Source organism: Geobacter sp. DSM 9736 (genome assembly GCF_900187405.1).
GTDB lineage: Bacteria > Desulfobacterota > Desulfuromonadia > Geobacterales > Geobacteraceae > DSM-9736.
On record NZ_LT896716.1, the window covers coordinates 2,184,823 to 2,209,584 of the forward strand.

Genomic DNA, 24,762 nt, shown 5'->3' on the forward strand with positions numbered 1-24,762 from the left:
CGTCGCATCATTCGATAGGCAGGCCGGGCTTGCTCCGGATAAAATTTCCTAACCAATGATACCAGACTCTCCCGGCTTTGCAGGCACGGCCTTGACTGCGGGAGGGGATTGACTATGCTTCTATAAAACCGGACAGGAGGCCCGACATGCAGGCTGATGAAGGAAAAAGAGTGACCCTGACGTTCATCTGCAGGCTGGAGGACGGTACGATCTACGACTTTACGGAGCGTGATCTCCTCGAATTCGTGTTGGGGGAGGGGAATACCCTTCCGTCGCTGGAGATGGGGGTCATCGGGATGAAACAGGGAGAGCAGCGAACCATCAGAGTTCCGGTATCGGAGCTCGACGAATTCCCGTTCGAACCGGAAGAGGCTCCGGTAGAACCGGGATTTCCCGCAGGAGCCGCCGGAGCCGGATATGAGTTCGTCCCCGGAGAGGAAGGTGACGTACTCAACGAACCCCCTCCCCGGACGACCGGGGCAAGAAGCCTCCCCCCAGCAGGGGGATATGTTTATTTCGAAGTCGAGCTCGTCAAGGTCAGAGACGCGGAAACCGAGCTATGATCCTGTGGCCGGCCCCCTCTTTGCTTCATCCGGGTCGACCAGAAAACTGAAAATAAAAGGGCGGCCCTGGGATCGGGACCGCCCTTATGTTCGCTCGGGTACTGTTATTTTTTCTGCCGCAACTCCTTCACCGGGTGCTCTCCTGACAACTCCTGCCTGTAGTCCCGTTTGTTCTTGGAGATGTTCTGCTCGATAACCTGCTCGCTCGGTGCCCCCTGCGCGTTCAGCATCTGCTGGCACTGCTGGTAGCGTTTGTTCTCCGGGAGTTTCTCCGGCGGACCTATTTCCGTTTCGTATGCGTTCCAGTCGGTCTGGGTAGCAAGAATCTGCCGCACATAGTCGATCTGCGACCTGAACTGAAGCGGCTCCGGCAGGGTCTGCGGCACGCACTGCTCCGGCTCTATCCCCATTTTCCTCGCGATCTCCGCCACCGTCTGCAGGTGCGTGAGTTCCATGTTCAGGTGCAGCTCCCATATCTGCTTCACTTTCTGGTCCCGCTCCTGCTCCATGAACGACCAGTAGAGCCAGCACTCGTTGTACTCGTGAAGCAGGGCGTTCTCGATCCAGGGAGTATTTGGATCCAGGAGCGACTCGTACTGCGTGACATGCTGCTCTTCGATCATTCCTATCTCCTGGTACAGCCCCCTTCCGACCTGATCGTTGAAGGTGTTACCCAGGTTCATGTAGAAGTTCATCGTCTGCTGCTCCCCGGCCAGCAGCGTCAGTACATAGAGCTTTGTGAGCGGGGCCGCGGCTTTTCGCTCCATTGGCTTGCGGACGTCGTCGAACGGGTGGCGGTGCTCCTTGATCGTCGGACGGCCCGGGGTGATTTCGGTGAACTTGCCCACCAGGCGCTCCGCCTTAACCCCCTGGGTCATCTCAAGGAGGTTCGCATAACGGTACAGGTGGTCGAAGTCTTCGAGCAGGCCGAAATCGAATACCTGCTTCACGTAAGGGTCGGGAACGTTCGCTGCGAGGAAGGCGGTCAGGTCCACCGCAACCTGCTCATATCCGATGGTAGTCTCCAGCGGCGTCTCGTTCCCGGGCGACAGCCAGTTTATTGCCTTCTGCTGCTGCTGCTCGACCCTGCGGGTCTCGGCGAGAAGCTTCTTCAGCTCCTGATCTGCCAGGTTCCGCGCGAACTGATGAGAAAAGATGGCTCCCTCAACTTCGATGCCGTTCATCAAAATTATCCGTGCGCGAGTGTACGGATGGACTTCATCTTTATCGTACGGTTTGACGTTCAGCTCCGACCAGGGCCTGAGCTGCTTCTCGGCGGGGATTCCGCGCTCCTTGAACGGGTTGAAGCTCATGGTCTACCCCCTTCTTAAGTATTTCCTTAAGTATAGAGGCCTCTCCTGCCCAGTCAACAGCGCCGCCAGAGAGTCTGGCCAAGCCTAAATAAAAAAAAGGCCGGCAATTATGCCGGCCCTTGGTTGGCTGCGCTGATGCACCTACATCTCGGTCAGCACCCGTTCGTCATAAACTTCCTCCAGCTTCTTTTTGTGCCCCAGCTCAACTTGCGCGAACGACTCCAGGATCTTTCTGAGCTTCGGATCGTCGGTCATATCGGCAGCAGCAAGGTAAAGCCTGTAGGCGCTCTCCTCCGTCTTGATCCCGTAGCGGAGAATCTCGTCGTAGGTCATGTCCGGCTTCAGTGGAATCTCGGCCAGGTACTCGGCGAGCTTCATGTCGGGTTGTCGGGCCGACATTTTTCCCACAGCCTCCGCGACCTCCACCCTGCTGAAAACCTCCTTATGCCCCGCCTCCTCTGCAGCCATTTCCTCGAACATCTTGCGGGCAGCAATGCTGGTGCTTTTCTCCGCCGCGCTCTTGTAAAGACGGTAGGCAGCCTCTTCCCGCTGCACTGCAAACCTGATGATTTCTTCCAGAGTGGTCATCGTTCATCCTCCTGTGCGTTTTCCAGCAACATCGTTTTCAGGCATGGACCTCTTCGAAACTCTCCCGTCCCGCCCCGCACTCGGGGCAGCTCTCCGGCGGTTCATCCCCCTCGTGAATATAATCACACACTACACAGCGCCATTTTCTCATGCAGCCTCCTTTCAGAACATCGGTGCTCCAACCAATAGCGGATCCAACTTTAAAGCAAGACCTGGAACACTGTCAATGAAAAAGATCTTTTTTGTCCTCTACTACAAATACCACGCTACTTCATCCGCGAAGGGTCTCCAGCAGCAGCATCACGTTAAGTATTATGACTATTGCCGCAGTCACCCCAAGGCTCAAGACTGTCAGCGGCGGATTGGCGTGTTTTCCCATTACCCGTGAGGAAGAGGTCAGGTATATCTGAAGGAGGATGGTCCATGGCAGCTGGATGCTGAGAAACACCTGGGACAGAATCAGTCCACGGAATGGATTTTCAATGGTCCATATCAGCGCCGCACCAGCCGCAAGCGTGCCGGCGACCCCCAGGCGGGTGTGCGGGTCAGTGCTGCTGTATGGTTCGCCGTACATTCCCGCGACAATCGAACCGCCCGCCATGCCCGCCGTGATACTTGAAGCGATTCCCGCGAGAAGAAGAGCCACCGCGAAAACCAGGGCCGCAAATTCACCAAGGAGGGGACGCAGCATGCTTTCCGCCTGGGCGAGGTCCGTCACCTCGATTCCTCGAAGATAAAATGTAGCGGCCGCCATGATGATCATTGCGCTGTTGATCCCCCAACCGACGATCATGGAAAAAAGGGTGTCGAAGAATTCATAGCGGAGCCGGCTTACCACTACCTCCTCACCCTGGAGATGCCACTGCCGGCTCTGAATGATCTCGGAATGAAGGAACAGGTTGTGCGGCATTACTACGGCCCCCAGAACGCCCATCACCACCGGAAGCGCTCCTGGAGGAATGGAAGGGCTTACCCAGCCTGCCGCGGAGCTTCGCCAGTCGACAGAAACGAGAAGGAGTTCGAATACGAAGGAAAGGCCAATGAGCGAAACAAACCCGATGATGAGTCGTTCGATCCTGTTGTACGACTTGCTGAGGATCAGCCAGATGGCGAGAAGAAGCGAGGCGAAAGCACCAAGGCGGATCGGAAGCCCTGTCAGCATCTGAAGAGCTATGGCAGCGCCCAGAAGTTCTGCGAGCGCCGTGGCGACCGAGGCCAGCCAGCCGGAAAATAGCAGGGTGCGTGACACCGGGCGGGGAAGAAAGAGGGTGGCCGCCTCGGAGAGGCAATAACCCGTGACGATTCCGAGATGGGCGGCGTTGTGCTGCAGCAGGATGAGCATCAGCGTCCCGAGACTCACCATCCACAGGAGGGAATAGCCGAAACCGGAGCCTGCCGCCACGTTGGCAGCCCAGTTTCCGGGATCGATGAAGCCGACGGTGACGAGGAGTCCCGGGCCGATGTAGCGGAAGATATCGGAAGCGACCGCCCGGACATGCCGGGGGAGCCGGAAAAGCCGGCTGATCTGCATGCGGTTCACCTGAGGGGTACGAATACCTGCCCATTAAAGGTAGCAGGAGACGCGGATAATGCAACCGCCCCGGGAAATGTAACTGCCGGAATAAGAACCCGGTGCCCCCCCAGCCCCTGTCAGTCCTTGAGCAGAAGGTTCGGGTCCAGGCCGATGATAAAGGCCCCCCAGTGCCTGCCGTCGATCATGATCGGCAGGGAGAGGTCGTTGAGCAGTTCTCCAGTGTCCCGGAGATTGGTCTGGAGGAGATACGGTTCCGTGTTCTTCGCTCGCTTCACTTCCATGTCGTTGGCGTTGAACATGCGGCGGTTCCGGCTGAATTTGAGATCGGTCTCATAGTCTCCGGTAGGAGGGCGTGAGAAGCTGCTATGGTGGGTGGCAAGGTAACCGTTCACGTCCAGACCAAGTGCGTAGATTGCTCCCATATCGTCCCTGGCGCGGTCGTAGATCGCCTGCAGCTCCCGGTCGAACTGCTCGGCGTAGGCTGTCCTGTACTTCTGGGGATTCGTGTTGGGAACCGCCTGGTAATTTCGGTCGAATACGTTTATCCCCGTTTTTTGAAGGCCGGCAATTTTCTCCTGGACCGTATCCCTGTATGTCCTCGCCTTGCAGAGGATATCCTCGTAACCGCCGGTACCGGTCCGGAAAAGGGAGACAAGCCCCATCATCTCCTCGGTAACAGCCGACAGGCCTCGGGAGGCGCGGACAGATTCCTGCATCTGCCGCACCATTTCGCCGCTCAGCTGGTTTATCTCGGCTACCTCCGCATGGATTTCGCTGTTGGTGGAGGCAAGCTCGTCCATTGCGCAGTTGATGCGCGAAAGCTGCGCGCTCGTCCCCTCGAACTCCTCGACCATCTTCCGGAACTCCTCTGAAGTCCGCTGCACCACATCCCGGTTCTGTACAGTGTAGCTGTTGAGCACCTCAGTATCCCGTAGCGTCTCCTTCACTTTCAGGTTGATGCCGGTGATGTTCCGGGCGATATCGACCGCGGCGGCATTGGTACGCTGGGCGAGATTGCGGACCTCGTCGGCGACGATGGCGAATCCCCTTCCCGCTTCGCCTGCCCGGGCCGCCTCGATGGCGGCATTGAGGGCCAGCAGGTTCGTCTGGTCCGAGATGTCCTGAATCAGTTCGACTATTTCCTTGATGCTCTCCGAGCTCCTGTTCAACTCCTCCACGGTAATGTTGAAAGCAGACAGCTTCTCACTCGTCTGGCCGATCTTTTCCGCAACCTCCAGCAGATCGTTGTAAGATTCCCGGGCAGTCTCCAGGTTCGTGGCCGTAGAGGAGGAGATTTCCCGCACGCTCTCCGAGACGTTCCGGACGTTATCGGTAATCCGGCTGCTGTACTCGAAAATGACGTGAGCCTTCTCCCCCTGCTTCTCGCAGCTCGCCTGCGAGTCCATAAGCCGCTTGAGGACGAGGGCGGACTGTGATGCGGTATTGACACCGATCTTCCTCAGCCGGCCGATCACCTCCCGCAATTTCCCTAGGAAGTTGTTGTAGCTCTCGCCGAAGTCCCTGATCTCGTCATAGGTATTGATGGGCATGTCGCTGGAGAGGTCACCATGGTCCTTGCCGCTCTGCACGAAGCTTCTCTGCATCTCCCTGAAGGGCTTCACCAGAAGATAACGCAGGAATACAATGGCAACTACGGCAGCAACGACGGAAACCATCGTAAGGGAAGCCAGCTCGAAAAAGCCGCGGCTCAGCTCTTCACCTACCTTGGCGATGGGAGCTGCCCCCAGCTTTTCCCGTGAGAGAACGGATAGGACAGATGCTCTGACGCGCTGGTAGACGAGAAGGGAGAAGAGAAGCAGCACCACCGGCACCGCAATATTCCCCACCAGCTTTCTGGTGAGGGTGTTGAAAAACTTCCGTTCCAGCATCGAGTACATCGATTTGAACATTTCCATGGTATCTCCTCAGCAACCCACATCTACTTGCGCTGCAATCATTTTAGAACGGTCTGAAATCCAGGTGGATGATGAGCTGCATATCGGCGATAAGGATTAAAACTTAAACGGACGTTTTGAGCGCTACTCCCGCACGCCGTGCATTGCTGCAGACAACACCCGTGTGATAGAATTATGTTTGGAAAAATAATGAGCAGCCAAAGCTATTCGATATGAAGGAGGAGTTAGCATGCCGGTTTATGAATTCTATTGCAGCGACTGCCACACGATCTACAACTTCCTTTCCCGCCGCATCGCAGGTGACAGGCAGCCGGTATGTCCGCGGTGCGGCAAGGAGGAGCTGGAGCGGCAGGTTTCAAGGTTTGCGTTATCGCAGGGGCGGAAGGAAGAACCGGAAGAGGGGATGCCGGATGTGGACGAGTCGCGCCTGGAGAAGGCGATAATGTCGCTGGCGGGGGAACTGGATGGAATGGATGAGGGGAACCCGCGCCAGGTGGCGCGGTTCATGCGGCGGCTCTCCCATGCTGCCGGGGTGAACTTCGGAAGCGGCATAGAGGAAGTGATCGCCCGCCTGGAAGCCGGTGAAGATCCGCAGAAGATAGAGGATGAGATGGGAACACTGCTGGAAGAGGAAAATCCCTTCTCACGGGAAGGCATCAAAGGGCTGAGGCGAAGGTACACCCCTCCCGCCCACGATGACACCCTCTACCCTTTCGAGTGACCGGAGCGGTAAAAAGAAGACGGGCCGCATCAATGGGCTCACTGGAGCTCCAGATGCCGGTTCGCTCTGGGGTGAGCTTATCCGGTAATATCCGCAGCCCCTGACACTATTCGCTCTCCTGCATTATGTCCTGTGGAATCTTCCCCCTGAGCGTAACCGCGGACCAGTTCCATGAGGTAGCCGTTATCCGGGCAGAAGAGCAACCCGTGGATCGGCACGTCCTTAGGGATGAGCGGGCTGTTGCGTATCAGTGAAACCACCTGCTCCACATTTTTCTCCGGACACTGGAAGGCCCCAAGCCACTGGGGAAGACCAGGCTCCAGTGAATCGATCGCCTGCGGATCGATGCCCCGCTCTACCATCCGCGCCCGGAGGTCTTCGGCGTCCACGGTCCCCATACCGCAATCGCGGTGCCCGATCACGAAAACCTCCTCGACTCCCAGCAGGAATATTGCCGCAACCAGGCTTCTTATCACGCCCCCGTTGCTGTCGATGACCGTATTGCCTGCATTCTTGATTACCTTGGCCTCTCCCCGCCTGATCCCCATAGCCGGTTCGAGGAAATCGACGAGCCGGGTGTCCATGCAGGTGAATATCGCCAGTTGCTTCTGGGGAGACTTGGGAAGCGGCGGAAACGCACCCGGGTGTGTAAATTTTCTATTGGCAGAGAGAATGGAATCGAGCAATGTCACGAATGGACCCCCTACGCGGAATTCCGGAAAAATACCGGTGACAGCACCGTTTGTCAATACTGCCGGTCCCATCCCTGCGGAATAAAAGGGGCCCAGCGGCGGAACAAGACGGTCAGACGGCAATGTCTCCTGGTTTTTCTGCACCAGGTTAAAGTTGCCCCTACATCGGGGCGATAGGTTCTAAAAAACCTTTCAAGGGAGGAAGGATGTCCCAGATTTCTTTCGAAGAAATAATGTTCACCATCATGGCGGCAACCCAGGATACCTTCAAGACCTATCTCGGGCTGGAAATATACGCCGGCAAGGTAGAGAAGAAGGTCGATCCGGTCGATTCGGATATCGTCGGCATAGTCGGCGTGGCCGGTGACCGGGTGGGGTACATCATCCTCGGAGCGGCGGGGAAAGTGGCCTTCGACATAGCCAAGTCGCTCCTGATGATGGATGAGCCCGATGAAGAGGCGATCCGCGACGCCATAGGCGAGTTGACGAACAACATCGCGGGCGTGTTCAAGACGAGGTATCATGAAGAGTTCGGGAATGTCGCCCTTGGACTGCCGCTCATAGTTTCAGGGAAGATCCGCCCGATCCAGGAAGAAAGATCGAGCATGAACGTGCAGTGCAAAGGAGTCACCATCCCGTTTAAATCGCTGGACGGAGTGATTGCCCTGCGCGTCATGGTTTACATGTGACCGCCCTGCCATGACGGACCTCTTGAGGGGGCGGGACTTCCCGCCCCTTTTCCTTTTCCCCCCTTTCACCGCAGCTTTTCTTCCTCTCGCTGCCTGCATTAGCCACTACGCCTCAATTTGCAATACGACCTCGCTCTTTTACAATTTCAGAAAGGGAAAGGTGGGGGAGCCATGAAAGATTCCGCAAAGAAATCCATTGTTCAAGGGGACGACGTCCATCTGCTTCTTGCCGCGCTGCCGGCGGAAATCCAGACGGCCCTCCGAAAGCTTGCGGTGGAGCAGCTTGTGGAGGTCGTAATGGACCTGGGGCGTCCCCCCCTCGCCCGACTCGCCGAGGAAACGGTCAAGTTGGGAGACCAGCCCGTGGACAGCGACCAGCTGGCCCATGTGCTGGCACTCGTGGGGGAATTCAGCGACGACAACCGAGCGGGGATTGAGCGCACCCTCCACCGCATCTCGGGCATCCGAAACCGCAAGGGGCAGATCATCGGGCTCACTCTGCGTGTGGGACGCGCGGTTTTCGGTGGGATCGAGCTTCTGCGCGACCTGATCGAGACCGGACAAAGCATCCTCATCCTTGGCCGCCCAGGTGTCGGAAAAACCACGAAATTGCGGGAGATGGCTCGGGTGCTGGCAGATGACGTCCACAAACGCGTGATCGTCATCGACACGTCCAATGAAATCGCCGGCGACGGCGACATTCCTCACCCCGGAATAGGGAGCGCGCGGAGAATGCAGGTGCCCCGCCCCGACCGCCAGCACGCTGTGATGATCGAGGCTGTGGAGAATCACATGCCGGAAGTGATAATCGTGGATGAAATCGGCACGGAGGCCGAAGCCGCGGCAGCCCGCACCATCGCCGAGCGCGGAGTGCAGCTGATCGGAACCGCCCATGGGAATTCCCTGGAGAACCTGATAATCAACCCGACCCTCTCCGACCTGGTAGGAGGAGTGCAGACCGTCACCCTCAGCGACGAAGAAGCCCGCAGGCGCAGGACAACTAAGACCGTCAGCGAAAGGCGGTCTCCTCCTACCTTCGATATTGTCGTCGAAATGGAAGACCGGGACGAACTTATCATCCATCGTGACACGGGCGCAGCCGTCGATGCAATACTGCGGGGATTCGCTCCCCAGAGCCAGCGGCGGGAGCAGTCAGCCAACGGAGCCATTACCGTGGCGGAGCACAGGCGCGAGCCCTCCGGACCGCCCCCAGCGCAGCAGCTTGCCCGGCGGGAAGGCCCGCTCCGGATCTATCCCTATGCGCTGAGCCGGGATCTTCTTGAGAGGGTGATAAGGAGCCTGGGGATCGACGCCAGAACAGTAGGGACTCCGGAGCAGGCAGACCTAGTGCTGGCGCTGCGCTCCCGCAGCGAAGACTTCCGGCTGAAACGGGCCATGGAGGAAGGTGACGCGTCCCTTCACCTCCTCAAGCGAAATACCGCTAACGAGATGCGGCGGATGCTCCAGCAGGCCTTCAACATAATCGAAGGGATCGAGGACGATGAAGTCCAGGAGGTGGTTACGGAAACGGAAGCCGCCATCGACAGGGTACTGCACGAGCGAAAGGAAGTGGCTCTTACGCCACGCCGGCCTGCCCTGCGAAAGATGCAGCACCGGATCATAGCAGGCAGCCGACTCACGGCTCTCAGCTGCGGACGGGAGCCGGAACGCCACCTTGTCATCTACCCGCTGGAGGAACAGGCATGAAACTGACTAACTGCCTTCAGTCGACTCGGGAGGAGAGTTGCCGGAATCATCACCCTGCCAGTTCTGCCTGATCGCCCGAAAAGAAGTCGGTGCGTGGACCGTGTTCGAGGATGACCTGTGCATTGCATTCCTGGACCGCCGCCCCCTCTTTCCCGGGCATCTTCTGCTCATCCCGCGACTGCATGTAGTGACCCTTGTCGAACTCCCGAACCCCCTTGTAGCGCCCTTGTTTACTGCTGCACGAATGCTGGCTGCGGCAGTGGAGGATGCAACCGGCGCGGAAGGCATCTTCGTGGCAATCAACAACCGGGTAAGCCAGAGCGTCCCGCACCTGCACATCCACATAGTGCCGCGACGGCGCAAGGACGGCCTTCGCGGGTTCTTCTGGCCTCGCACAACATATGGCGAAGAAACGGAAGCTCTCGACATGCAGAAAAGGATACAGGCAGCAGTCGATCGCCTGAAAGAGGAGGATGTAGTTTGAAAATGCAGGTTGTTCAAAAGTAGTCGGATCGCCGCAACCGCAGTAAGTCGCTACGGTGGCACAGCACGCTACGCCCCACGCAGAGACTTTCAAATAGGCGCGCCATACCTGTTTTTCAACAACCGCCTAAATGTCCTCTGCCGGCTGGCTGGCGTTGCAATACTTGCAGACCGGGTCGCGCCACTTCAGCCACTCCGAGCAGGAACGGCACCTTTTGAATTTGCCGGGAACTTCTCGAAGCGGCTTGTTGTAGTAAATCACGAGGAGAAAGACCGGGAAGAGCGCACATAGGATGCACCAGCCGATAAAATTTCGCCCCCGGTTGTAGGCGAGCCATCCTCCGGCTGCGCCTGGGACGGACATCACCAACAAAAGAAGAAGCTCGGGTTGTACATAACCTTCCATCAGGTCCCCCTAAACGATGACTGCAGCAGCGTCAGATTGTAATGATCCCCAAGAGGAAAAGCAGGCGTTAATGGCGAAGTGCCCCCCCACGAGCAACGCCGCGAGCGCTCGAATATGGCGCTGCGCTATCCTATCGGGCAGCGTCAGATTCGAGATGATCACCAGACAGCGAGGAGGAGGGGCCGCAGGCGTACTGGAGGTACGCCGAGGTCACACCGCACGAGCAACACCGCGAGCGCTCGAATATGGTGCTGCGCTATCTATCGGGCAGCGTCAGATTCGAAATGATCACAAGACAGCGAGGAGGAGGGGCCGCAGGCGTACTGGAGGTACGCCGAGGTCACACCGCACGAGCAACGCCGTGAGCGCTTCGAATATGGCGCTGCGCTAAAACTCGGCATGTCGCGGGGTCCTTGGAAAGGGAATTACATCCCGTATATTCTCCATCCCCGTGAGGTACATGATAAGCCGCTCGAAACCGAGACCGAAGCCGGCATGGGGGCAACTGCCCCATCTGCGGGAGTCGGCATACCACCAGAGATCCTGTGGATCTATCCCCACTTCCGCCATCCGTCCCAGAAGAAGATCGAGCCTCTCCTCCCGCTGGCTGCCGCCGATAATCTCCCCGACTTTCGGCACGAGGAGGTCCATCGCCGCCACCGTCCGCCCGTCGTCGTTGAGCCGCATGTAGAACGCCTTGATACCCCGCGGGTAGTTCACAATGAATACCGGTCCACCCACCACCTGCTCCGTCAGATACCGCTCGTGCTCGGTCTGCAGGTCTAGCCCCCATTCCACCGGATACTCGAACCTCACCGGTGCCGCTTTCAGCCGGTCGATGGCTTCGGTATAGTCCATCACTGCGAAGGAAGCGTCGGCGACCTTCCGTATCCGCTCAATGAGCCCCTTGTCGATCTGCTCGTTGAAGAATTCCAGATCCGAACTACAATTTTCGAGCACGTGACGGCAGAGGTACCGGAGGAAATCCTCGGCGAGTTGCGCGTCAGCCATCAGGTCGGCGAAGGCCATCTCGGGCTCTATCATCCAGAATTCGGCAGCGTGACGTGGAGTGTTGGAGTTCTCGGCACGGAAGGTCGGCCCGAAGGTATAGATGTCGGAAAAGGCCAGGGCGAAGAGCTCTCCTTCAAGCTGTCCGCTGACCGTAAGACCGGTGGCCTGGCCGAAGAAATCGGCGGAGTAGTCGACACTCCCCTCCACCAAGGGGGGGGCCGTCATCGGCAGGGTCGTAACCCGGAACATCTCCCCCGCCCCTTCGCAGTCGTTGGCGGTGATGATGGGAGTGTGGACATAGAGGAAGCCGCGATCCGCGAAAAAACGGTGCACGGCATGGGAAAGCGAAGAACGCATCCTGAACACTGCCCCGAAGGTATTGGTGCGGGGACGCAGGTGGGCTATCGTACGAAGGAACTCGAAGCTGTGACGTTTCTTCTGCAGCGGGTAGCTCTCGTCGGCAGTCCCGACAACCTCCACGGAAGCTGCCCTGAGTTCCACCCGCTGCCCGGCGCCCGGTGATTCGACGACGACTCCCCCTATCGCGACAGCACTCCCCGTGCCCGCACCTGCAAGTGCAGACTCCCCTGAGGTTCCGGCATCCACCACAACCTGCAGGCTCGCCAGGCACGACCCGTCGTTGAGGGCGATGAAGGTGATTTCCTTCCCTGTCCGAATGGTCCGCACCCATCCCTTTACGAGAACCTCCACACCGGGTGCCGCTTCCGTCAGAACGTGACTTACGCTCACTCTTCGTTCCATGGCTTATCTCCGTGCTGAAATGCAGCTAATGTACTTCATTTTATCACACCGGGCAATCGATCTTGCCGAAGGGGCGGAGATTTGCTCAGTGAGTGGGCGTATGACCTTTCTTTTGACCTGCAGCACCCGCTGCGATATAGTTTGCGGTATGAAAACCCCACTCCGTCTTCTGGCATTCGCCGCAACGCTAGTGATTGCTGCATCATCTTATGCAAATACAAGCACCGATTTCGGCGGCATCGGGATCGACGGCGTACCACGCAAGGACGGACGTATCGAAGTGCGGCAGCTCGTTGCCGGCGGCCCCGCCCACAAAGCAGGCATCAGGATCGGTGATCTCATAACCCATGTGGACAGCAAGCCTACCCGAGGCAGCGACTTCCAGCAGATCGTAAATTTCAGGCTGCGCGGCCGGAGCGGCACGAAGGTATCGCTCACGGTTCAGCGGCTGGGCCGGGAGAAACCGCTTGCATTCACGCTGGTAAGACGTCAGCTGGTAGTCCGGAAATAGGAGGAAAAATGCGCCGAATCGCCACAGCTCTGCCCCTGCTCCTCAGTCTCATGATCATCGATCATGCTGCCGCGGAACCTCAGCAGACCCCCGTAACACCATCACAGAGCCGGAAGCAGAACTACCCGAAGATCGTTCTATACTCGGTATCCTGGTGCCCCCACTGCAAGGAAGCCAAGGAATACTTCACGAGTCGAAGCATTCCCTTCATCAACAAGGATGTAGAGGCCGACGAGACCTTCATGGAAGAGCTTTCGACCCGCTACAAGAGCCAGTCGGTTCCGGTGATCGTCATAGGTGACGACAAGGTGGTGCTGCGTGGTTTCAGTCCTGAGAGGTTCGAAAAGGCGGTAGAGGATTCGCGGAAAGACAAGAAATGAGTGAAAAAAAAGGAGCCGAAGCTCCTTTTTTCTGCTGATATTGCGGCATCTTCAGCCCATTTCCGACGATCGTTTCCCATCCTGCGCCACTGCCAGTGCAGCAGAAACTTTATGTGCGAAGAGGGATTCGATCAGAGCCAGGACCAGTGAGATCCCTGCGTAAACTTTTGTAATATGTGCCAAACGATGTGCCGCAGCATCCGGCGCTCCGCTATCCAGCAGCACGGCCATGGCGATGGCCGCAGCTGCGCACCAGAAATGGCGCTGCACCCAGAGGTTTTCCGCCGCCATCACCCTGCGCGCCTGCTCCAGATCGCCTTCCCGCATATGTGCCTGCCATGAAATCCAGTCCCCATACAGTCTCGGAACCGTAACACTTAGAAACAGGGCGATAATTACGAGCATCAGGGCGGACAACGATTCCATACCTTCCTCCTCGCTGCTGTCGGACTGACTTCTTCCGCCTCACAATGCAAGTGTTTCGCCTAGTTACACAATTCATTAAAATTATAATTTTTCAACTCCTCCCGCAGCTTTTAATTTTAATGAGTTATACTGACACTATGTACGCGTGCTAATCCCGGCTTATCCCTGTATGTATTCAGCACTTCGGGTAAACGGAAAATGGCACCGTCATTTAGCTGGTAGCGATCAGGAGGGAGCGCTCAGAAACAGGGGGTGAAGGACTCGGGGGAACAGGAACTTCCTTTAGGATCAGGCGCCGCTGCTCCTGGTGATCAATAAAACGCCGATGCAGACGAGGATGGTGCCGGCCCACCGCGTGGGAGAAACCACCTCGCCGAGGAAGTACTGGGATAGAAATGCAACGAGCACATAGTTGAGCGCCTGCATCGGCAGCGCCACTGACAGGTCCTCCCAGGAGAGGACCGCCAGCCACAGGAAAAAGAATATCGCCAGCATCATCGTTCCGATGATGAGCTTCGGGCTGGTCAACGCCTGAAAAGCCACCTGCAGGATTCCGCGCAGGTTCATGGCTGACAGGTCTCCAAGCTCCTTCATCCCCTTGGCGAGCAGCAGATCCCCAACGGTTCCCGCTGAGACAGCGAGGAGCATTATGATGAGCGTCTTAAGCATACGTTTTTTCCTCTCCTCGATAATTTCTCAGCCTGACTCCGAGTTCGGACATCTTCTGCTTCACCCGTGGACTCGTGAGCGCCGCCAGCTCCTCCTCATGCCGATAGTCAGGCATCCAGCGCGCAATTTCCGGGCAGGGGCGGGACCCGGGGTGAAAGTAAATTTCTGTGAGCCCCTCTCCCAGGCCATCAAGTGCTGCCAGAAGGTACTCTTCGGTCATTCCTCCCGAACTGAGGAGCCCCTTCACCTCGTCCGCATAGGAGATCCCGACCTGGTCGAGCCATGGGCGACTCCGTTGCGACAACTGGGAGAAGATGAAGGCGTCCGCGGCCTTTCCAAAAATACGCCCCCGGTCGATGGCAAGATTGGGCCGGAGCCGCTCGCGGGTGAGACGAAAACTGCGGATGCCGTACTCGGGCATGAGCTCCCGGAGGATATGGAAGACGGTTGGATGGAGGTGTATGTTCAGATGTCCGTCAATGTGGGAGAGGCGCAGACCGGTGGCTGCAAAAGCCTTCAACTGCCCCTCGATCTCCCGGCGAAGCTGCTTGCGGAGTTGTTTTATGAAGAAGAACCTCATCCCCGAAAGAACCGGATCGGTGCTGAAGCTGCCGTCATGGGCGGCAATGGTGGGGAATCCGGAATGAGATTCCACCGCCCGTCCCTGCACCAGGGTCAGGTGCAGACCGACCTGTAGCCCCGGGTTCTCTTGGGCAAGCTGAACGGCTTCGGCACACGCCGCGCCTCCCATCATGAGGGACGCGCTCGTCAGTATCCCTTCTCGCCACCCCTTGAGGACCGCATCGTTCACGCTGCTGCAGAGGCCGAAGTCGTCGGCATTTATGATGAGCTCTTTCATGCCTTTTACTGCGGTTGCTGAAAAGCAACCATCTCGCCGCCGTCCTCGAAAGCCCCGTGTGCGGCGTAGCGCTGCTACGCCTCCGTGGGGCTTTCTGCGAGTGCGACGATCTGACTGCTTTTGAGCAACCTGGGGTTGTCAGTGATCCGCTAAATCAGTGGGCCTAGCCTCAGCAGGCTCCTGCCTGCTTGCGCTTCCTCATATACTCCAGATACTGCCGCCCTTCTTTAAGGAGCTTCTTCCGCTCCTCGGCGTTCACGATCATCCTGCCGATGCTGCGCATTATGTACTTGGGGCGGAAGTAGAACTTGTTGTAGAAAAGCTCCACCGCGTCGAAGATTTCCTTGTTCGACAGGTGAGGGTATCCGATTACGCAGGTCTGGTGCCCGGTGTCGTCGAGGAAGGACTCGGAGGCTATCCACCCCTCCTTCTTGCACAGCTCGTAGAACTCGGTCCCAGGATAGGGAGAGGCAAGCGAAGCCTGTATCGAGTTGAGGTCCATGCATTTTGCAAACTCGATCGTCTCCTGTATCGTCTCACGGCTTTCCCCCGGAAGGCCCATGATGAACGCCCCGTGCACCGAAAGCCCTAGCTTTTTGCAGTTGCGGGTGAACTCTATCGCCTGCTGCTTGGTAACACCTTTTTTCACATTCTTCAGGATCTGATCATTCCCCGATTCGAAGCCCACCACCACGTGCCGCAGCCCCGCTTCCCGCATTACCTTGAGTGTATCGAAATCACAGTTGGCTCGGGCGTTGATGGTCCAGGAGATGCCCAGCGGCTTCAACCTGGCAGCCACCTCGCGGGCATGCCTTCGATCGGCGGTGAATGTGTCGTCGTCGAAGGAGATCTCACGGACGCCGGGAATGTTATTGACGATCCATTTCACCTCTTCAAAGACGTTCTCGGCAGAGCGGGTCCGCATGGTACGGCCGGAGAAGGTTTGCGGCCAAAGACAGTAGATGCACTTGGAGGGACAGCCGCGGCTCGAGTAGATGGATACATACGGGTGAAGGAAATGGGGGATGACGTATTCATTTATGGGAAGATCGCGTGCGTAAACCTGGCTAGCGAAAGGAAGCGCATCCAGATCGGCAATCGGGGCCCGGTCCGGCGTGTGCACCACCTTACCATCCCGCACGAAACTGATGCCGTCGACCCGCTCCCACTCGCGCCCCTCGCAGAGCTCCATGGTGGAGTAGTCGAACTCCCCGCGGCATACGATGTCCACCGCTCCCTTGGCGAAAAGAAGCGACTCCTCCGGAAGCACCGTTACGTGGGGGCCGGTGAGAACCGTCACCGTCCGGGGATTCTGCTCCTTAATCCGGCGGGCGGTCTCAACGTCTATGTGAAGCGTCGGCGTAGACGTGTACATGACGACCATGTCGTAATCCCGCGCAATCCGCAGACACTCGTCAAGATCGAAACGCTGCACCGGGGCGTCCACTACGCGGCTTCCCGGGATCATGCCGGCGGGAAAACAGAGCCAGGTTGGGTACCAGAAGGAGGTTACCTCCCGCGAAGCCTGATAGCGCGCGCCGGCTCCGCCGTCGAAATCCTCGAATGTCGGTGGGTTCAAAAACAATGGCTTCATCACCTACTCCTGTCCGTACTCATGAACGTCTGCCGAAAAACAAACGGCTACAATAGACGCTGCCCCTGTGGTTGTCAAGGTATAACAGGGTGACGTCACGGGGTCCATGGCCTTGAATCTACCCTGAAACCCTCACATACGCCTCCCCCTGCTTCACATACGTCTCCTCCGGCAGAAGATCGGCCTCCGCAAGCGCCCCCTCCACCGCTCCCCTTTCCGCCTCAGCGTATCTGATCGCAAGGCCGCAGTCTGAGGTAAGCGCCCGGGGCGCAGGTATGAGGAGCATTGGAAACCTCTTCTCCTTGAGGAGCTTCTCAGCCTTCATCACGCGATGGATCGAGTTGAATATCGCTACGTATTCCCCATCCTTTACCATTCATGCCTCCTGTTCCGGAAACCGCTGACGCTGCGGCCATAATTCTCACGCCGGAAGCGGCCTCACCATCTGCAATTGACAAAGCACCGGCAAATTCATACCATGCAGCAATGCACCCCGCCCTCTCCCTCCTGATACTTGTAGCCGTGGCCGTTGCCGTCAACCTGCCGCTCGGCTACCTGCGCCAGAACTACGAGAAGTTCACCTTCGGGTGGTACTTCTACGTTCACATCTCCATTCCCCTGATCATATACATGCGGATAAAGTCCGGCTTCGGCTGGAAGATCATTCCCCTCACCCTGGGCGGTGCGGTGGTCGGGCAGATCCTGGGGGGGATTATCCACAAAAGGCGCAACAGCAATGGGTAGGGAGCGGGAGCGGATGCGTCGTCCCAGCCCCGTCGGGGACCTGCTTGCAGCAGTCTTCCGTGGCACCCCCACCGAAAAGCGCCTTCAGGAAGGGGCAATCTGGCAGATCTGGGATACGGCGGTGGGGCCGCGGATCGCTGAACGGGCCAGGCCGGTGGCGATCCGCGACGGAATTCTCACGGTCACCGTATCAAGTGCTCCATGGATGCAGCAACTTACCTTCCTGAAGAAGGGGATCATCGACAAGCTTAACGGCATGCTGCGGCAGGAACTTGTTAGGGATATCAATCTGAAGGCGGGCCGCCTCGAACCGGCGGCGGATGCGCCGAAACCTCCTCAACCCACTGCACGGTCATTGAATGCAGCCGAGCGCAAACAGGTGGCCGACGATACGGCCGAGATAGCGGACGAGGAGCTTCGGGAAGCTTTCTCCCGTCTCATGACGCGCCATCTTCAGGACCGGATGAAGAAAAAGTAGTCTCACCTTCCCGGTACATCCGCTTCACCTCTTCGCTGTAATCGCCATCCGCCCCACGGACCACCAGCGGGGGTAGAACTTTCAGGTCCCCTTTCCGCCCCTTCGCCAGCTCCACAAGAAACATCCTCGCCTCCGCTTCGCTCGTTCCATGGACCATCCTCAACCGCAATGGCGCCAGCTTCAGCTCGCATGAGAGCTTGAACAGCTCGGCAAGGCGCACGGGGTGGGAGATCAGACAGATGCTCCCTCCGGGGCGAACCAGGAACTTTGCTGTTTCGAGGAAATCAGCCAGGGTGGCAGTCGATTCGTGCCGCGCCAGATCGCGCCCTGCCCGCGGGCTCACTTTCCCCGTCCCCAGCCTTCGGTAGGGAGGATTCGCAAGGACGAGATCGAAGGAAGAGACATCGAAGAGCTTCCGTAGCCGCAGGACATCCTCGTGAAGTATCCGCACCCGCCCATCGAGACCGTTCTCCCGGATATTCCGCAGCGCAAGCTCGGCCATGTACTCCTGATGATCGACCCCGGTCAGCTCCGCGGATGGCGCAAGACGCGCCATTACGAGAGGTATGATCCCGCATCCGGTACCCAGGTCCATCACACTCCCCCCGTCCGGCTTCGGCGCAAACTCGCAAAGAAGCAGCGGATCGAGGGAGAAACGGTATCCGTGCCGGGGCTGGGTTATCTGCAGCCCGTAAGTCTTAAGCGTATCAACCGTCTGTTCCATGCAAAGATCTCCGGCCCAGATGCTCGACTCATGGGAGCGTAGTTCCGCTCAAGGCGCAGGATGAGCCAGCGCCTCGGCCCTCATGAACGCCCTCAATCCCCCCCCGGCATGATCGTCATCAGACTGGTACATCCTCTGGAGTCGGGCCCGGCACCTGAAAACTCTACCTTGTAACATGCGTGGGAATCGTTTTTCCCAGGCGCAGAGAACGCCAGAGCATCCCTGCTCCCATTATTCTGGATATTGATCATATTCAGTATCATCTTAGCCCCGATTTCGGAGCGGGCATTCGTCATGTTCTGGGGGGACCTCATGTTCACGACAGCATGTATGGGATTCTTCACCTTGTTCGCCCGCAGAAATGTTGCGACAGAAGTTATAGGCTCGGTATCGACCACGACATTCGAACTCATGAGGAACAGGCTGGACTGCGGGTCACCATGGAGAGTTTGGGAGAGAGAAGACACAAAGGCTGTTATTGCTTGTGTATTCTGGGACCGGGCCTGCGCCGCTTCCCTCAGCTTCGGAATGTCGCTGCTGTAGACTAGAACAAAGCCCAGGACAGAAAGCGCCACCCGTGACCACTTCTCGGTGCCTATCCCCGGGAACACAGTGGCGATTGCTTTAAGTGAAAAATGGAAGGCGATGAGCAGGAAGAACGGATACACCAGCAAGCCGGGAAAGTTATACCTGCCGAAGTTTTCGCTCGGCCAGTCGCCATTGTAGAACAGGAACTGGGTTACGTACAACATCATCAACAGCGCTGACAGAGTGAAAAAATTCAGACCCTGCTTCAATAACGGCTTCAATGTCCCCTTGCGGGCGAGCAGCAGGTGAACCGACAACGAAAAAAGCACCGCAAGATAGAGAGCCAGGCAGATCAACACCTGATTATTGATGGCTCTTTCCACCCCGGAAGCCAGCAGTTCGATTCGCCCCCCAACACCGGTATCGTTGGCATAAATATCCTTCCCGGACCTGGTCATGGCCATTGTAACGGCAGTCGCTACAAACACTCCATATCCAGCCATAAGGGCTGAGGCTATGGAAGCGGTCGCCGAGAGCACATTCTTTTTCCACAGCAGGCCGGGCAAAATGAGGATCGGGACCATCAGGAACAGCATGTTCTCCTTGGCACCGAGAACTATGAACGAGCCGACAAGCATGATCAGCCAGTTCGAAAGTGCATTTACCCTTAAGCGATCACCCTCCCTCCAGGCTTCTCCCACTCTGGCAAAACCAAGAACATATAAGGCGCAACCGAACACGGCATACGTTTCGGCAGGGCCGAGGCGGGTCCATATGTCGGTCCAGAAGGGCAAACTGAAGATATATGCGGTAAAGAGCAGGGACGCCAGGAACCCCAGGTACCTGTCAAGCAGCCACCATACTATTGCCACTGAGAGGGCGAACAGGACTATCCTGCAGGCGTACCACAAGAAAGGGGAATCGCCCCAGAGAAAGGTCTCCATGATTCTCAGAAGCCAGTAGGATGGCCGGTACCTGGGAGATGTTCCGGGATTCGCCAACTCGGTTGCGGAAAGCAGTGCGGGAAGCCCGGTTATGCTGACATTTCCTGACGGACCGAGGAACCGTATTATCTCGTGGTCATCCAGAAAACCCCATTTTGCCTTGAGGTTGCTGCCCCAAAGGAAAAGGGAAAAAAGAGTCGAACCGGCCAGGATAAACCATGACTTAAACTTCGTTAACGCCTGCAGGGTTAGCACATCTACATCTCCTCGAACAGGAATTGGTGAGTCACAAATCCGCGACGACATCCGCCGTCTGTATCATTTTTTACTCGCCTTCAGGCATATGTTGAGCATGAGCGGTCCAAGGGACTGGCCGTAACGGTCGAACCATCGCAAAACAGGATTGAGCTGGGGAACAACGAACGGAAAAAGATGAATCCCTTTCATCGAAATCACGGAGCAGCCGGAAGCTTCTACCCATGCCTTCAACTGCGGCCACCCAACCCAGTTCTCATACCCTTCATACGGCCTCAGCTTGAGAACATTTGCGATAGCTATGGCAGGGTGCCATACCCTGTTAGGCACAGTTATAACCAAGGTGCCACCGCTCTTCACGACCCGGCTCAGTTCCATGACCGCTCTTTTCGGATCAGGGGTATGCTCAATGACCTCAGTCGAGATTACATAGTCGAAATGCCCGCTTTTGAAGGGAATGTCGAGCACGCTACCCACAACTTTATGCGAGTCGCATTTCGCGGCGACCTTCGAAAGAATATTTTCACCGACGTCCAATGAAACTACGGCTGCTCCCCTCACAGAGGCTTCCCTGCTGAACCAGCCTGTACCGCTCCCGCCGTCCAGCAGCAGCTTGCCCTGCAGATCCTCTGGAATGAGCTCCCTGAAAATCACGTCCAGCCGGCGATCCGTGTCGTACATGTTCATCACGGAGTCGAAGTCGTCCGCGAACCGGTCGTAAAAGAACATCTTGTCGTCTTTGTCTTTTAACATTTCAACCCTTTGAGACGATCACTATTCCTGTAAGAATTATCATCATTCCGAAGATTATTGTCGCGGACATGCTTTCCTTAAGGACTCATTCATCTTCACCATAGATATTGCGCACTATGTACATGGGCCTCGACTTGGATTCCGTATAGATCCTGTCAATATATTCACCGATGATACCGAGGCTCATAAGCTGGATTCCGCCGAGAAACAGTACGGATACGAGCACCGACGCCCAGCCCGCAATAGTATAGTCCGAAAATAGCTTCATAATTATGGCATAGGCGGCATAGGCAAAACTGAACAGGGAAACCACCATCCCCATTATGGTAGACAGCTGCAACGGAAACGCTGAAAAGGATGTTATTCCGTCTATAGCGAATCTCAACATTTTGAGAAATGTATATTTTGTCGAGCCTGCATTGCGCAGAGACGCCTCATACGTAACTCCGCACCTCCTGAACCCTATCCAGTTGACCAGTCCGCGCAAGAACTTCGTCTTCTCCGGTAGCGACAAGAGATGATAGGCAGCCTTTCTGTCGAGAAGCCTGAAGTCGGCGCTGTTGTAGGGAATGTCTATCTTTGCGAGCAGGTTGACCAGTCGGTAAAAGAGGCGGGCCGTGATTTTTTTGAGAAAGGGTGTCCCCGCGGGATCATTCCTTACCGTGTAGACAACCTCGAAGCCCTCCTTCCATTTCATGACGAGCTGGGCTATAACTTCCGGGGGATGCTGAAGGTCGGCATCCATCATTATAACCGCATCCCCCTTGGCAGTGTCCAAACCTGCACAGATTGCGGCTTGATGCCCGAAGTTCCTGGAAAGCTCCACTACTCTGACATTACGGTGTGCGTCCTGCAGGCCTTTAAGCACGTGCAGCGTCCTGTCGGTGCTTCCATCATCAACAAAAATTACCTCATACTCAAGGCCTATAGCCGACATAGTGGACATGATTCTGCTCAGCAGAATCCCGACATTACTCTCTTCATTATGACAGGGCACCACAATGGAAATGCGCTTTTCACTCATCTCGGTCACCGATCACGACAGGAACACACCAAATCATGCTGCAGCACGAAATCGCTTCCTCCACAGCTCCCATACGAGCATGCAGGCAAAGAGAAGGAAAGAGCTGAAGGTCAGGTATTTCCCGATCTTGTAAGGTTGCGGGTCGAACCGGAAAACGACTTGATGCTCTCCGGGAGGGAGGTAGACCCCTCGCAGAATATGATTCACCGGATAAATTTCCAGGTCCTTGCCGTCCGCGCTGGCCTTCCAGCCCCTGTAGTATTTTTCTCCCAGCACAAGAAGCGTGTTCTGCAGCGCCTTGACAGTGAGATCGATTCGGATGTCCTCATACCGTGTCACCTTGACCTCCCCGGGCGGGATGGCCTGAAGCGCTTCGGGAGAAGCCATCGGCAGGGGAGGAGGAGACTCGACGAGAGCCATCCTTCGGGGATCGAACTCGGGATGCTGCATAAGGCCTAGAGTCTGCCGGTCATCCCCCGGCAAAAGCACCGACGATACGAGCCACGCCTTAGGAAGGACCGCCCGGTTCTCCAGAACCACCTCGGAACCGTCGGGGGACCGGAAAACGGGTACGAACTTCTCCCCCATGTGCTGTTTTTCCTGTTCGTACTGCCTCCCCTCATACACAAGATACTTCACGTTGAGCATGTCGGGAATTGCAGAGGAAAAACTGAAGCTGTCGAGGATATCCTGCCACCTCTTCTGCTGCACCGGCATCGGGATGAACATTACCGGAATTTTCTTGCTGGAGAATGGCCCGGGGCCGCTGCTTACCGGAAGGACCCGGTACATATCCGACTGTTGTGACAAAAACTCTATGGCAGGGGTAGTGTAATTCTTCGTCTCCTTCGGAACGTCCACGAGGAACATGAACTTGTAATTCACCCTCCCTGTATCTGCAAGGTAAAGGGCAACAAGCACGAGAGGAGCAGCCACAGCGGGAATCCATCTTCTGGAGATGGCAAAAATCGCGGCTCCATATAGGGCTGCAACGGCAGCTGCGGCACCCGTCTCATAGATGATGTTGCCCCATCGCTGCATGACGAGGGCAGGGCCCTGCTCGTAACGGGTCGGCTGGGCAAGCATCTCTATGAACGATTCTATCCAACGCTCCCTTCCCGCCATACCTATGCCCATGACGCCAAGAAGAAGCAGGGGGAGGACCGTGACGCCGCACAGGTACTTTCTGAACGCGCCGGTTTTTCTCGCGTCGGGGTCGAGAATCAGGTCGATTCCGCGGGCTGACAGAACCGCAAGGCCGAACACCGGAAGGAACATGATCATCTTCGGCACCCTGAACCTGTTCACTCCGGGGAAATAATCGAAAAGGAAGTTGTAGATGAGGGAGTATTTCCCCATTGAGAAGATGATCCCTCCCGCCACCGCAGCCAGCGCCAGCCACGTGTAGCGGTCCCGGCGGAAGATTAGAGGCAGCGGCAACAGAAGCCAGGGCAGCAGACCCATGTAGTCCGTCGTCTGGGTGAAGTTCATCCTCCCCCAGTAGTAGGACCTGATCCCGGGTGGATTCTCCCCGGCTTCCTGACGCGAGAAGCCGAAGAAGCCGGGGATGACGAAGGATGCCAGTTCCTCCGGTGGAAGGGACCAGGACATGGCCTCCTCCCGGTCCAGCCCCCCCTTCCCCTGATTGGCGCCGCTCTCGGCGCCGCGATTGGTGGAGACGGACCAATTGGCAAGGGGCATCAGGTCAATGGCGACCGTAGAGAGGAAGAAAAACATGGTGACCAGATTTAGAAGAACGAGCTTCGCCACCCCCCTGGCCGAACGCTCCCTCCCGGCGACAATGATGCCGATTGACCGGCAGATGCCGTACACACCGATGCCGAGGCAGGTGTAGTAGGCGATCTGCCAGTGGCTGTACCAGAACTGAAACGCAAGCACGACGCCTGTCGTCATGAACAGGAGCGCCCGGCGTGACTGGAACCCCTTCTCGAAGAAGTAGAAGGCCCACGGGGCGACGCTGATGGTGGCGATCTTGAGGACGTGCCCCGCGTTTATCAGGGATGCATTCTCCGGTGCGATTGCGAAGATGAGGCCGCCGAGGAAGGAGCCCAGCGCCCCTACCCCGATAAGTCTGCAGCAGAGGTAGGTACCACATGCACCGAAAAAGAGGTGAAGAACGATAAACCACGCAACGCTCACCGGAGGCTGAAGAAAGTAATATATGAGGTTCGGCAGGAACAGGAACTGCCCTCCGGTTCCTCCCCCCTCAAGGGTATTGCCGCTGTTGTTGTAGATGTCCCAGTCGGCGGTGAAATCGAACCTGAAGAAGTCGACGAAGCTCCGCTTCGAGAGATCGAGCACCGCCCAGTAATACTCGTTTATGATGTCCGGCGCCCGGATTATCTTGTCAGTAAAGAGGATTTCGTGGAAGTAGACGACCAGGACCGCCAGCAGGATCGTCAAAGCCGCGAGATCTTTTTTCCGTTCCGTCATGAATGCTCCGTTAATCGCACAAAGGCGACATAAA

Annotated in this window: 27 protein-coding genes; 9 read left to right on the top strand and 18 right to left on the bottom strand. The window is 57.1% G+C overall.

Features of this window, described 5'->3' with window-relative positions:
* The first annotated feature begins 146 nt into the window (after positions 1 to 146).
* The gene (locus CFB04_RS09920; protein ID WP_088535122.1) at positions 147 to 563 is read left to right on the top strand and encodes an FKBP-type peptidyl-prolyl cis-trans isomerase; all 417 of its coding nucleotides are present in this window, start codon (positions 147 to 149) and stop codon (positions 561 to 563) included.
* A 104-nt stretch (positions 564 to 667) separates the two neighbouring features.
* Here CFB04_RS09920 and CFB04_RS09925 read toward each other — a convergent pair whose 3' ends face one another.
* From CFB04_RS09925 to CFB04_RS09945, 5 genes are all read right to left on the bottom strand, one after another.
* Positions 668 to 1,876, bottom strand: a complete 1,209-nt coding sequence (locus CFB04_RS09925; RefSeq protein ID WP_088535123.1) for a hypothetical protein — start codon at positions 1,874 to 1,876, stop codon at positions 668 to 670.
* A gap of 141 nt (positions 1,877 to 2,017) precedes the next feature.
* Positions 2,018 to 2,464 (bottom strand): ferritin family protein, encoded by a 447-nt coding sequence (locus tag CFB04_RS09930; protein ID WP_088535124.1) that lies wholly within the window; start codon positions 2,462 to 2,464, stop codon positions 2,018 to 2,020.
* A 37-nt stretch (positions 2,465 to 2,501) separates the two neighbouring features.
* A complete protein-coding gene (locus CFB04_RS09935; protein WP_088535125.1) occupies positions 2,502 to 2,615 on the bottom strand; it encodes a rubredoxin-like domain-containing protein in 114 nt (37 codons plus the stop codon).
* Between the two features lie 120 nt (positions 2,616 to 2,735).
* A complete protein-coding gene (locus CFB04_RS09940; protein WP_088535126.1) occupies positions 2,736 to 3,995 on the bottom strand; it encodes an Nramp family divalent metal transporter in 1,260 nt (419 codons plus the stop codon).
* A gap of 119 nt (positions 3,996 to 4,114) precedes the next feature.
* Positions 4,115 to 5,914 carry a methyl-accepting chemotaxis protein gene (locus CFB04_RS09945; RefSeq protein ID WP_088535127.1) on the bottom strand — a complete coding sequence of 600 codons (1,800 nt, stop codon included), beginning with the start codon at positions 5,912 to 5,914 and terminating at the stop codon, positions 4,115 to 4,117.
* A 229-nt stretch (positions 5,915 to 6,143) separates the two neighbouring features.
* Here CFB04_RS09945 and CFB04_RS09950 point away from each other — a divergent pair, with 229 nt between their 5' ends.
* The gene (locus CFB04_RS09950) at positions 6,144 to 6,635 is read left to right on the top strand and encodes a zinc ribbon domain-containing protein (protein WP_088535128.1); all 492 of its coding nucleotides are present in this window, start codon (positions 6,144 to 6,146) and stop codon (positions 6,633 to 6,635) included.
* Positions 6,636 to 6,712: 77 nt separating this feature from the next.
* Here CFB04_RS09950 and CFB04_RS09955 read toward each other — a convergent pair whose 3' ends face one another.
* Positions 6,713 to 7,327: a carbonic anhydrase gene (locus CFB04_RS09955; protein ID WP_088536771.1), complete on the bottom strand. Its 615-nt coding sequence runs from the start codon at positions 7,325 to 7,327 to the stop codon at positions 6,713 to 6,715.
* 206 nt (positions 7,328 to 7,533) lie between these two features.
* On the opposite strand from CFB04_RS09955, the gene CFB04_RS09960 reads away from it, so the two are divergent.
* The 3 genes from CFB04_RS09960 (at position 7,534) to CFB04_RS09970 (ending at position 10,207) form a co-directional block, all read left to right on the top strand.
* Positions 7,534 to 8,016 (top strand): chemotaxis protein CheX, encoded by a 483-nt coding sequence (locus CFB04_RS09960; RefSeq protein ID WP_088535129.1) that lies wholly within the window; start codon positions 7,534 to 7,536, stop codon positions 8,014 to 8,016.
* A gap of 171 nt (positions 8,017 to 8,187) precedes the next feature.
* On the top strand, positions 8,188 to 9,723 hold the full coding sequence (locus tag CFB04_RS09965) for a R3H domain-containing nucleic acid-binding protein (RefSeq protein WP_088535130.1): 1,536 nt from the start codon (positions 8,188 to 8,190) through the stop codon (positions 9,721 to 9,723).
* A 37-nt stretch (positions 9,724 to 9,760) separates the two neighbouring features.
* Positions 9,761 to 10,207 (top strand): HIT family protein, encoded by a 447-nt coding sequence (locus CFB04_RS09970; protein WP_088535131.1) that lies wholly within the window; start codon positions 9,761 to 9,763, stop codon positions 10,205 to 10,207.
* Positions 10,208 to 10,333: 126 nt separating this feature from the next.
* Here CFB04_RS09970 and CFB04_RS09975 read toward each other — a convergent pair whose 3' ends face one another.
* Entirely contained in the window at positions 10,334 to 10,612 is a 279-nt protein-coding gene (locus CFB04_RS09975; protein ID WP_088535132.1) for a hypothetical protein, read from the bottom strand.
* A gap of 387 nt (positions 10,613 to 10,999) precedes the next feature.
* Positions 11,000 to 12,385, bottom strand: coding sequence for an asparagine--tRNA ligase (asnS, locus tag CFB04_RS09980; protein ID WP_088535133.1), 1,386 nt, complete (start codon positions 12,383 to 12,385; stop codon positions 11,000 to 11,002).
* Positions 12,386 to 12,473: 88 nt separating this feature from the next.
* On the opposite strand from asnS, the gene CFB04_RS09985 reads away from it, so the two are divergent.
* A complete protein-coding gene (locus CFB04_RS09985) occupies positions 12,474 to 12,896 on the top strand; it encodes a S41 family peptidase (RefSeq protein ID WP_231934148.1) in 423 nt (140 codons plus the stop codon).
* Between the two features lie 8 nt (positions 12,897 to 12,904).
* Positions 12,905 to 13,276 (top strand): glutaredoxin domain-containing protein, encoded by a 372-nt coding sequence (locus CFB04_RS09990; protein ID WP_088535134.1) that lies wholly within the window; start codon positions 12,905 to 12,907, stop codon positions 13,274 to 13,276.
* Positions 13,277 to 13,327: 51 nt separating this feature from the next.
* Here CFB04_RS09990 and CFB04_RS09995 read toward each other — a convergent pair whose 3' ends face one another.
* From CFB04_RS09995 to CFB04_RS10015, 5 genes are all read right to left on the bottom strand, one after another.
* Positions 13,328 to 13,702 (bottom strand): hypothetical protein, encoded by a 375-nt coding sequence (locus CFB04_RS09995; RefSeq protein WP_088535135.1) that lies wholly within the window; start codon positions 13,700 to 13,702, stop codon positions 13,328 to 13,330.
* Positions 13,703 to 13,990: 288 nt separating this feature from the next.
* Positions 13,991 to 14,371: an EamA family transporter gene (locus CFB04_RS10000; protein WP_088535136.1), complete on the bottom strand. Its 381-nt coding sequence runs from the start codon at positions 14,369 to 14,371 to the stop codon at positions 13,991 to 13,993.
* Positions 14,364 to 15,230: a hopanoid biosynthesis-associated protein HpnK gene (gene hpnK, locus CFB04_RS10005; RefSeq protein WP_088535137.1), complete on the bottom strand. Its 867-nt coding sequence runs from the start codon at positions 15,228 to 15,230 to the stop codon at positions 14,364 to 14,366. Before hpnK ends, CFB04_RS10000 begins: the two co-directional genes overlap by 8 nt.
* A 169-nt stretch (positions 15,231 to 15,399) precedes the next feature.
* Positions 15,400 to 16,824: a hopanoid biosynthesis associated radical SAM protein HpnJ gene (gene hpnJ, locus CFB04_RS10010; RefSeq protein WP_088535138.1), complete on the bottom strand. Its 1,425-nt coding sequence runs from the start codon at positions 16,822 to 16,824 to the stop codon at positions 15,400 to 15,402.
* A 118-nt stretch (positions 16,825 to 16,942) separates the two neighbouring features.
* Positions 16,943 to 17,200 carry a DUF3343 domain-containing protein gene (locus tag CFB04_RS10015; RefSeq protein WP_088535139.1) on the bottom strand — a complete coding sequence of 86 codons (258 nt, stop codon included), beginning with the start codon at positions 17,198 to 17,200 and terminating at the stop codon, positions 16,943 to 16,945.
* A 110-nt stretch (positions 17,201 to 17,310) separates the two neighbouring features.
* On the opposite strand from CFB04_RS10015, the gene CFB04_RS10020 reads away from it, so the two are divergent.
* Positions 17,311 to 17,568: a hypothetical protein gene (locus CFB04_RS10020; protein ID WP_088536773.1), complete on the top strand. Its 258-nt coding sequence runs from the start codon at positions 17,311 to 17,313 to the stop codon at positions 17,566 to 17,568.
* A gap of 13 nt (positions 17,569 to 17,581) precedes the next feature.
* Positions 17,582 to 18,046: a DUF721 domain-containing protein gene (locus tag CFB04_RS10025; RefSeq protein WP_231934149.1), complete on the top strand. Its 465-nt coding sequence runs from the start codon at positions 17,582 to 17,584 to the stop codon at positions 18,044 to 18,046.
* Here the strand turns inward: CFB04_RS10025 and CFB04_RS10030 are convergent.
* From CFB04_RS10030 to CFB04_RS10050, 5 genes are all read right to left on the bottom strand, one after another.
* Positions 18,006 to 18,770, bottom strand: coding sequence for a tRNA1(Val) (adenine(37)-N6)-methyltransferase (locus CFB04_RS10030; RefSeq protein WP_088535141.1), 765 nt, complete (start codon positions 18,768 to 18,770; stop codon positions 18,006 to 18,008). The genes CFB04_RS10025 and CFB04_RS10030 overlap by 41 nt on opposite strands.
* 92 nt (positions 18,771 to 18,862) lie before the next feature.
* Complete coding sequence (locus tag CFB04_RS10035; protein WP_088535142.1) at positions 18,863 to 20,497, bottom strand: hypothetical protein; 1,635 nt, start codon at positions 20,495 to 20,497, stop codon at positions 18,863 to 18,865.
* 63 nt (positions 20,498 to 20,560) lie between these two features.
* Positions 20,561 to 21,250 (bottom strand): bifunctional 2-polyprenyl-6-hydroxyphenol methylase/3-demethylubiquinol 3-O-methyltransferase UbiG, encoded by a 690-nt coding sequence (locus tag CFB04_RS10040; RefSeq protein ID WP_088535143.1) that lies wholly within the window; start codon positions 21,248 to 21,250, stop codon positions 20,561 to 20,563.
* 85 nt (positions 21,251 to 21,335) lie between these two features.
* Positions 21,336 to 22,274 (bottom strand): glycosyltransferase family 2 protein, encoded by a 939-nt coding sequence (locus tag CFB04_RS10045; protein WP_088535144.1) that lies wholly within the window; start codon positions 22,272 to 22,274, stop codon positions 21,336 to 21,338.
* 33 nt (positions 22,275 to 22,307) lie between these two features.
* The gene (locus tag CFB04_RS10050) at positions 22,308 to 24,728 is read right to left on the bottom strand and encodes a YfhO family protein (protein ID WP_088535145.1); all 2,421 of its coding nucleotides are present in this window, start codon (positions 24,726 to 24,728) and stop codon (positions 22,308 to 22,310) included.
* Between the last annotated feature and the right edge of the window lie 34 nt (positions 24,729 to 24,762).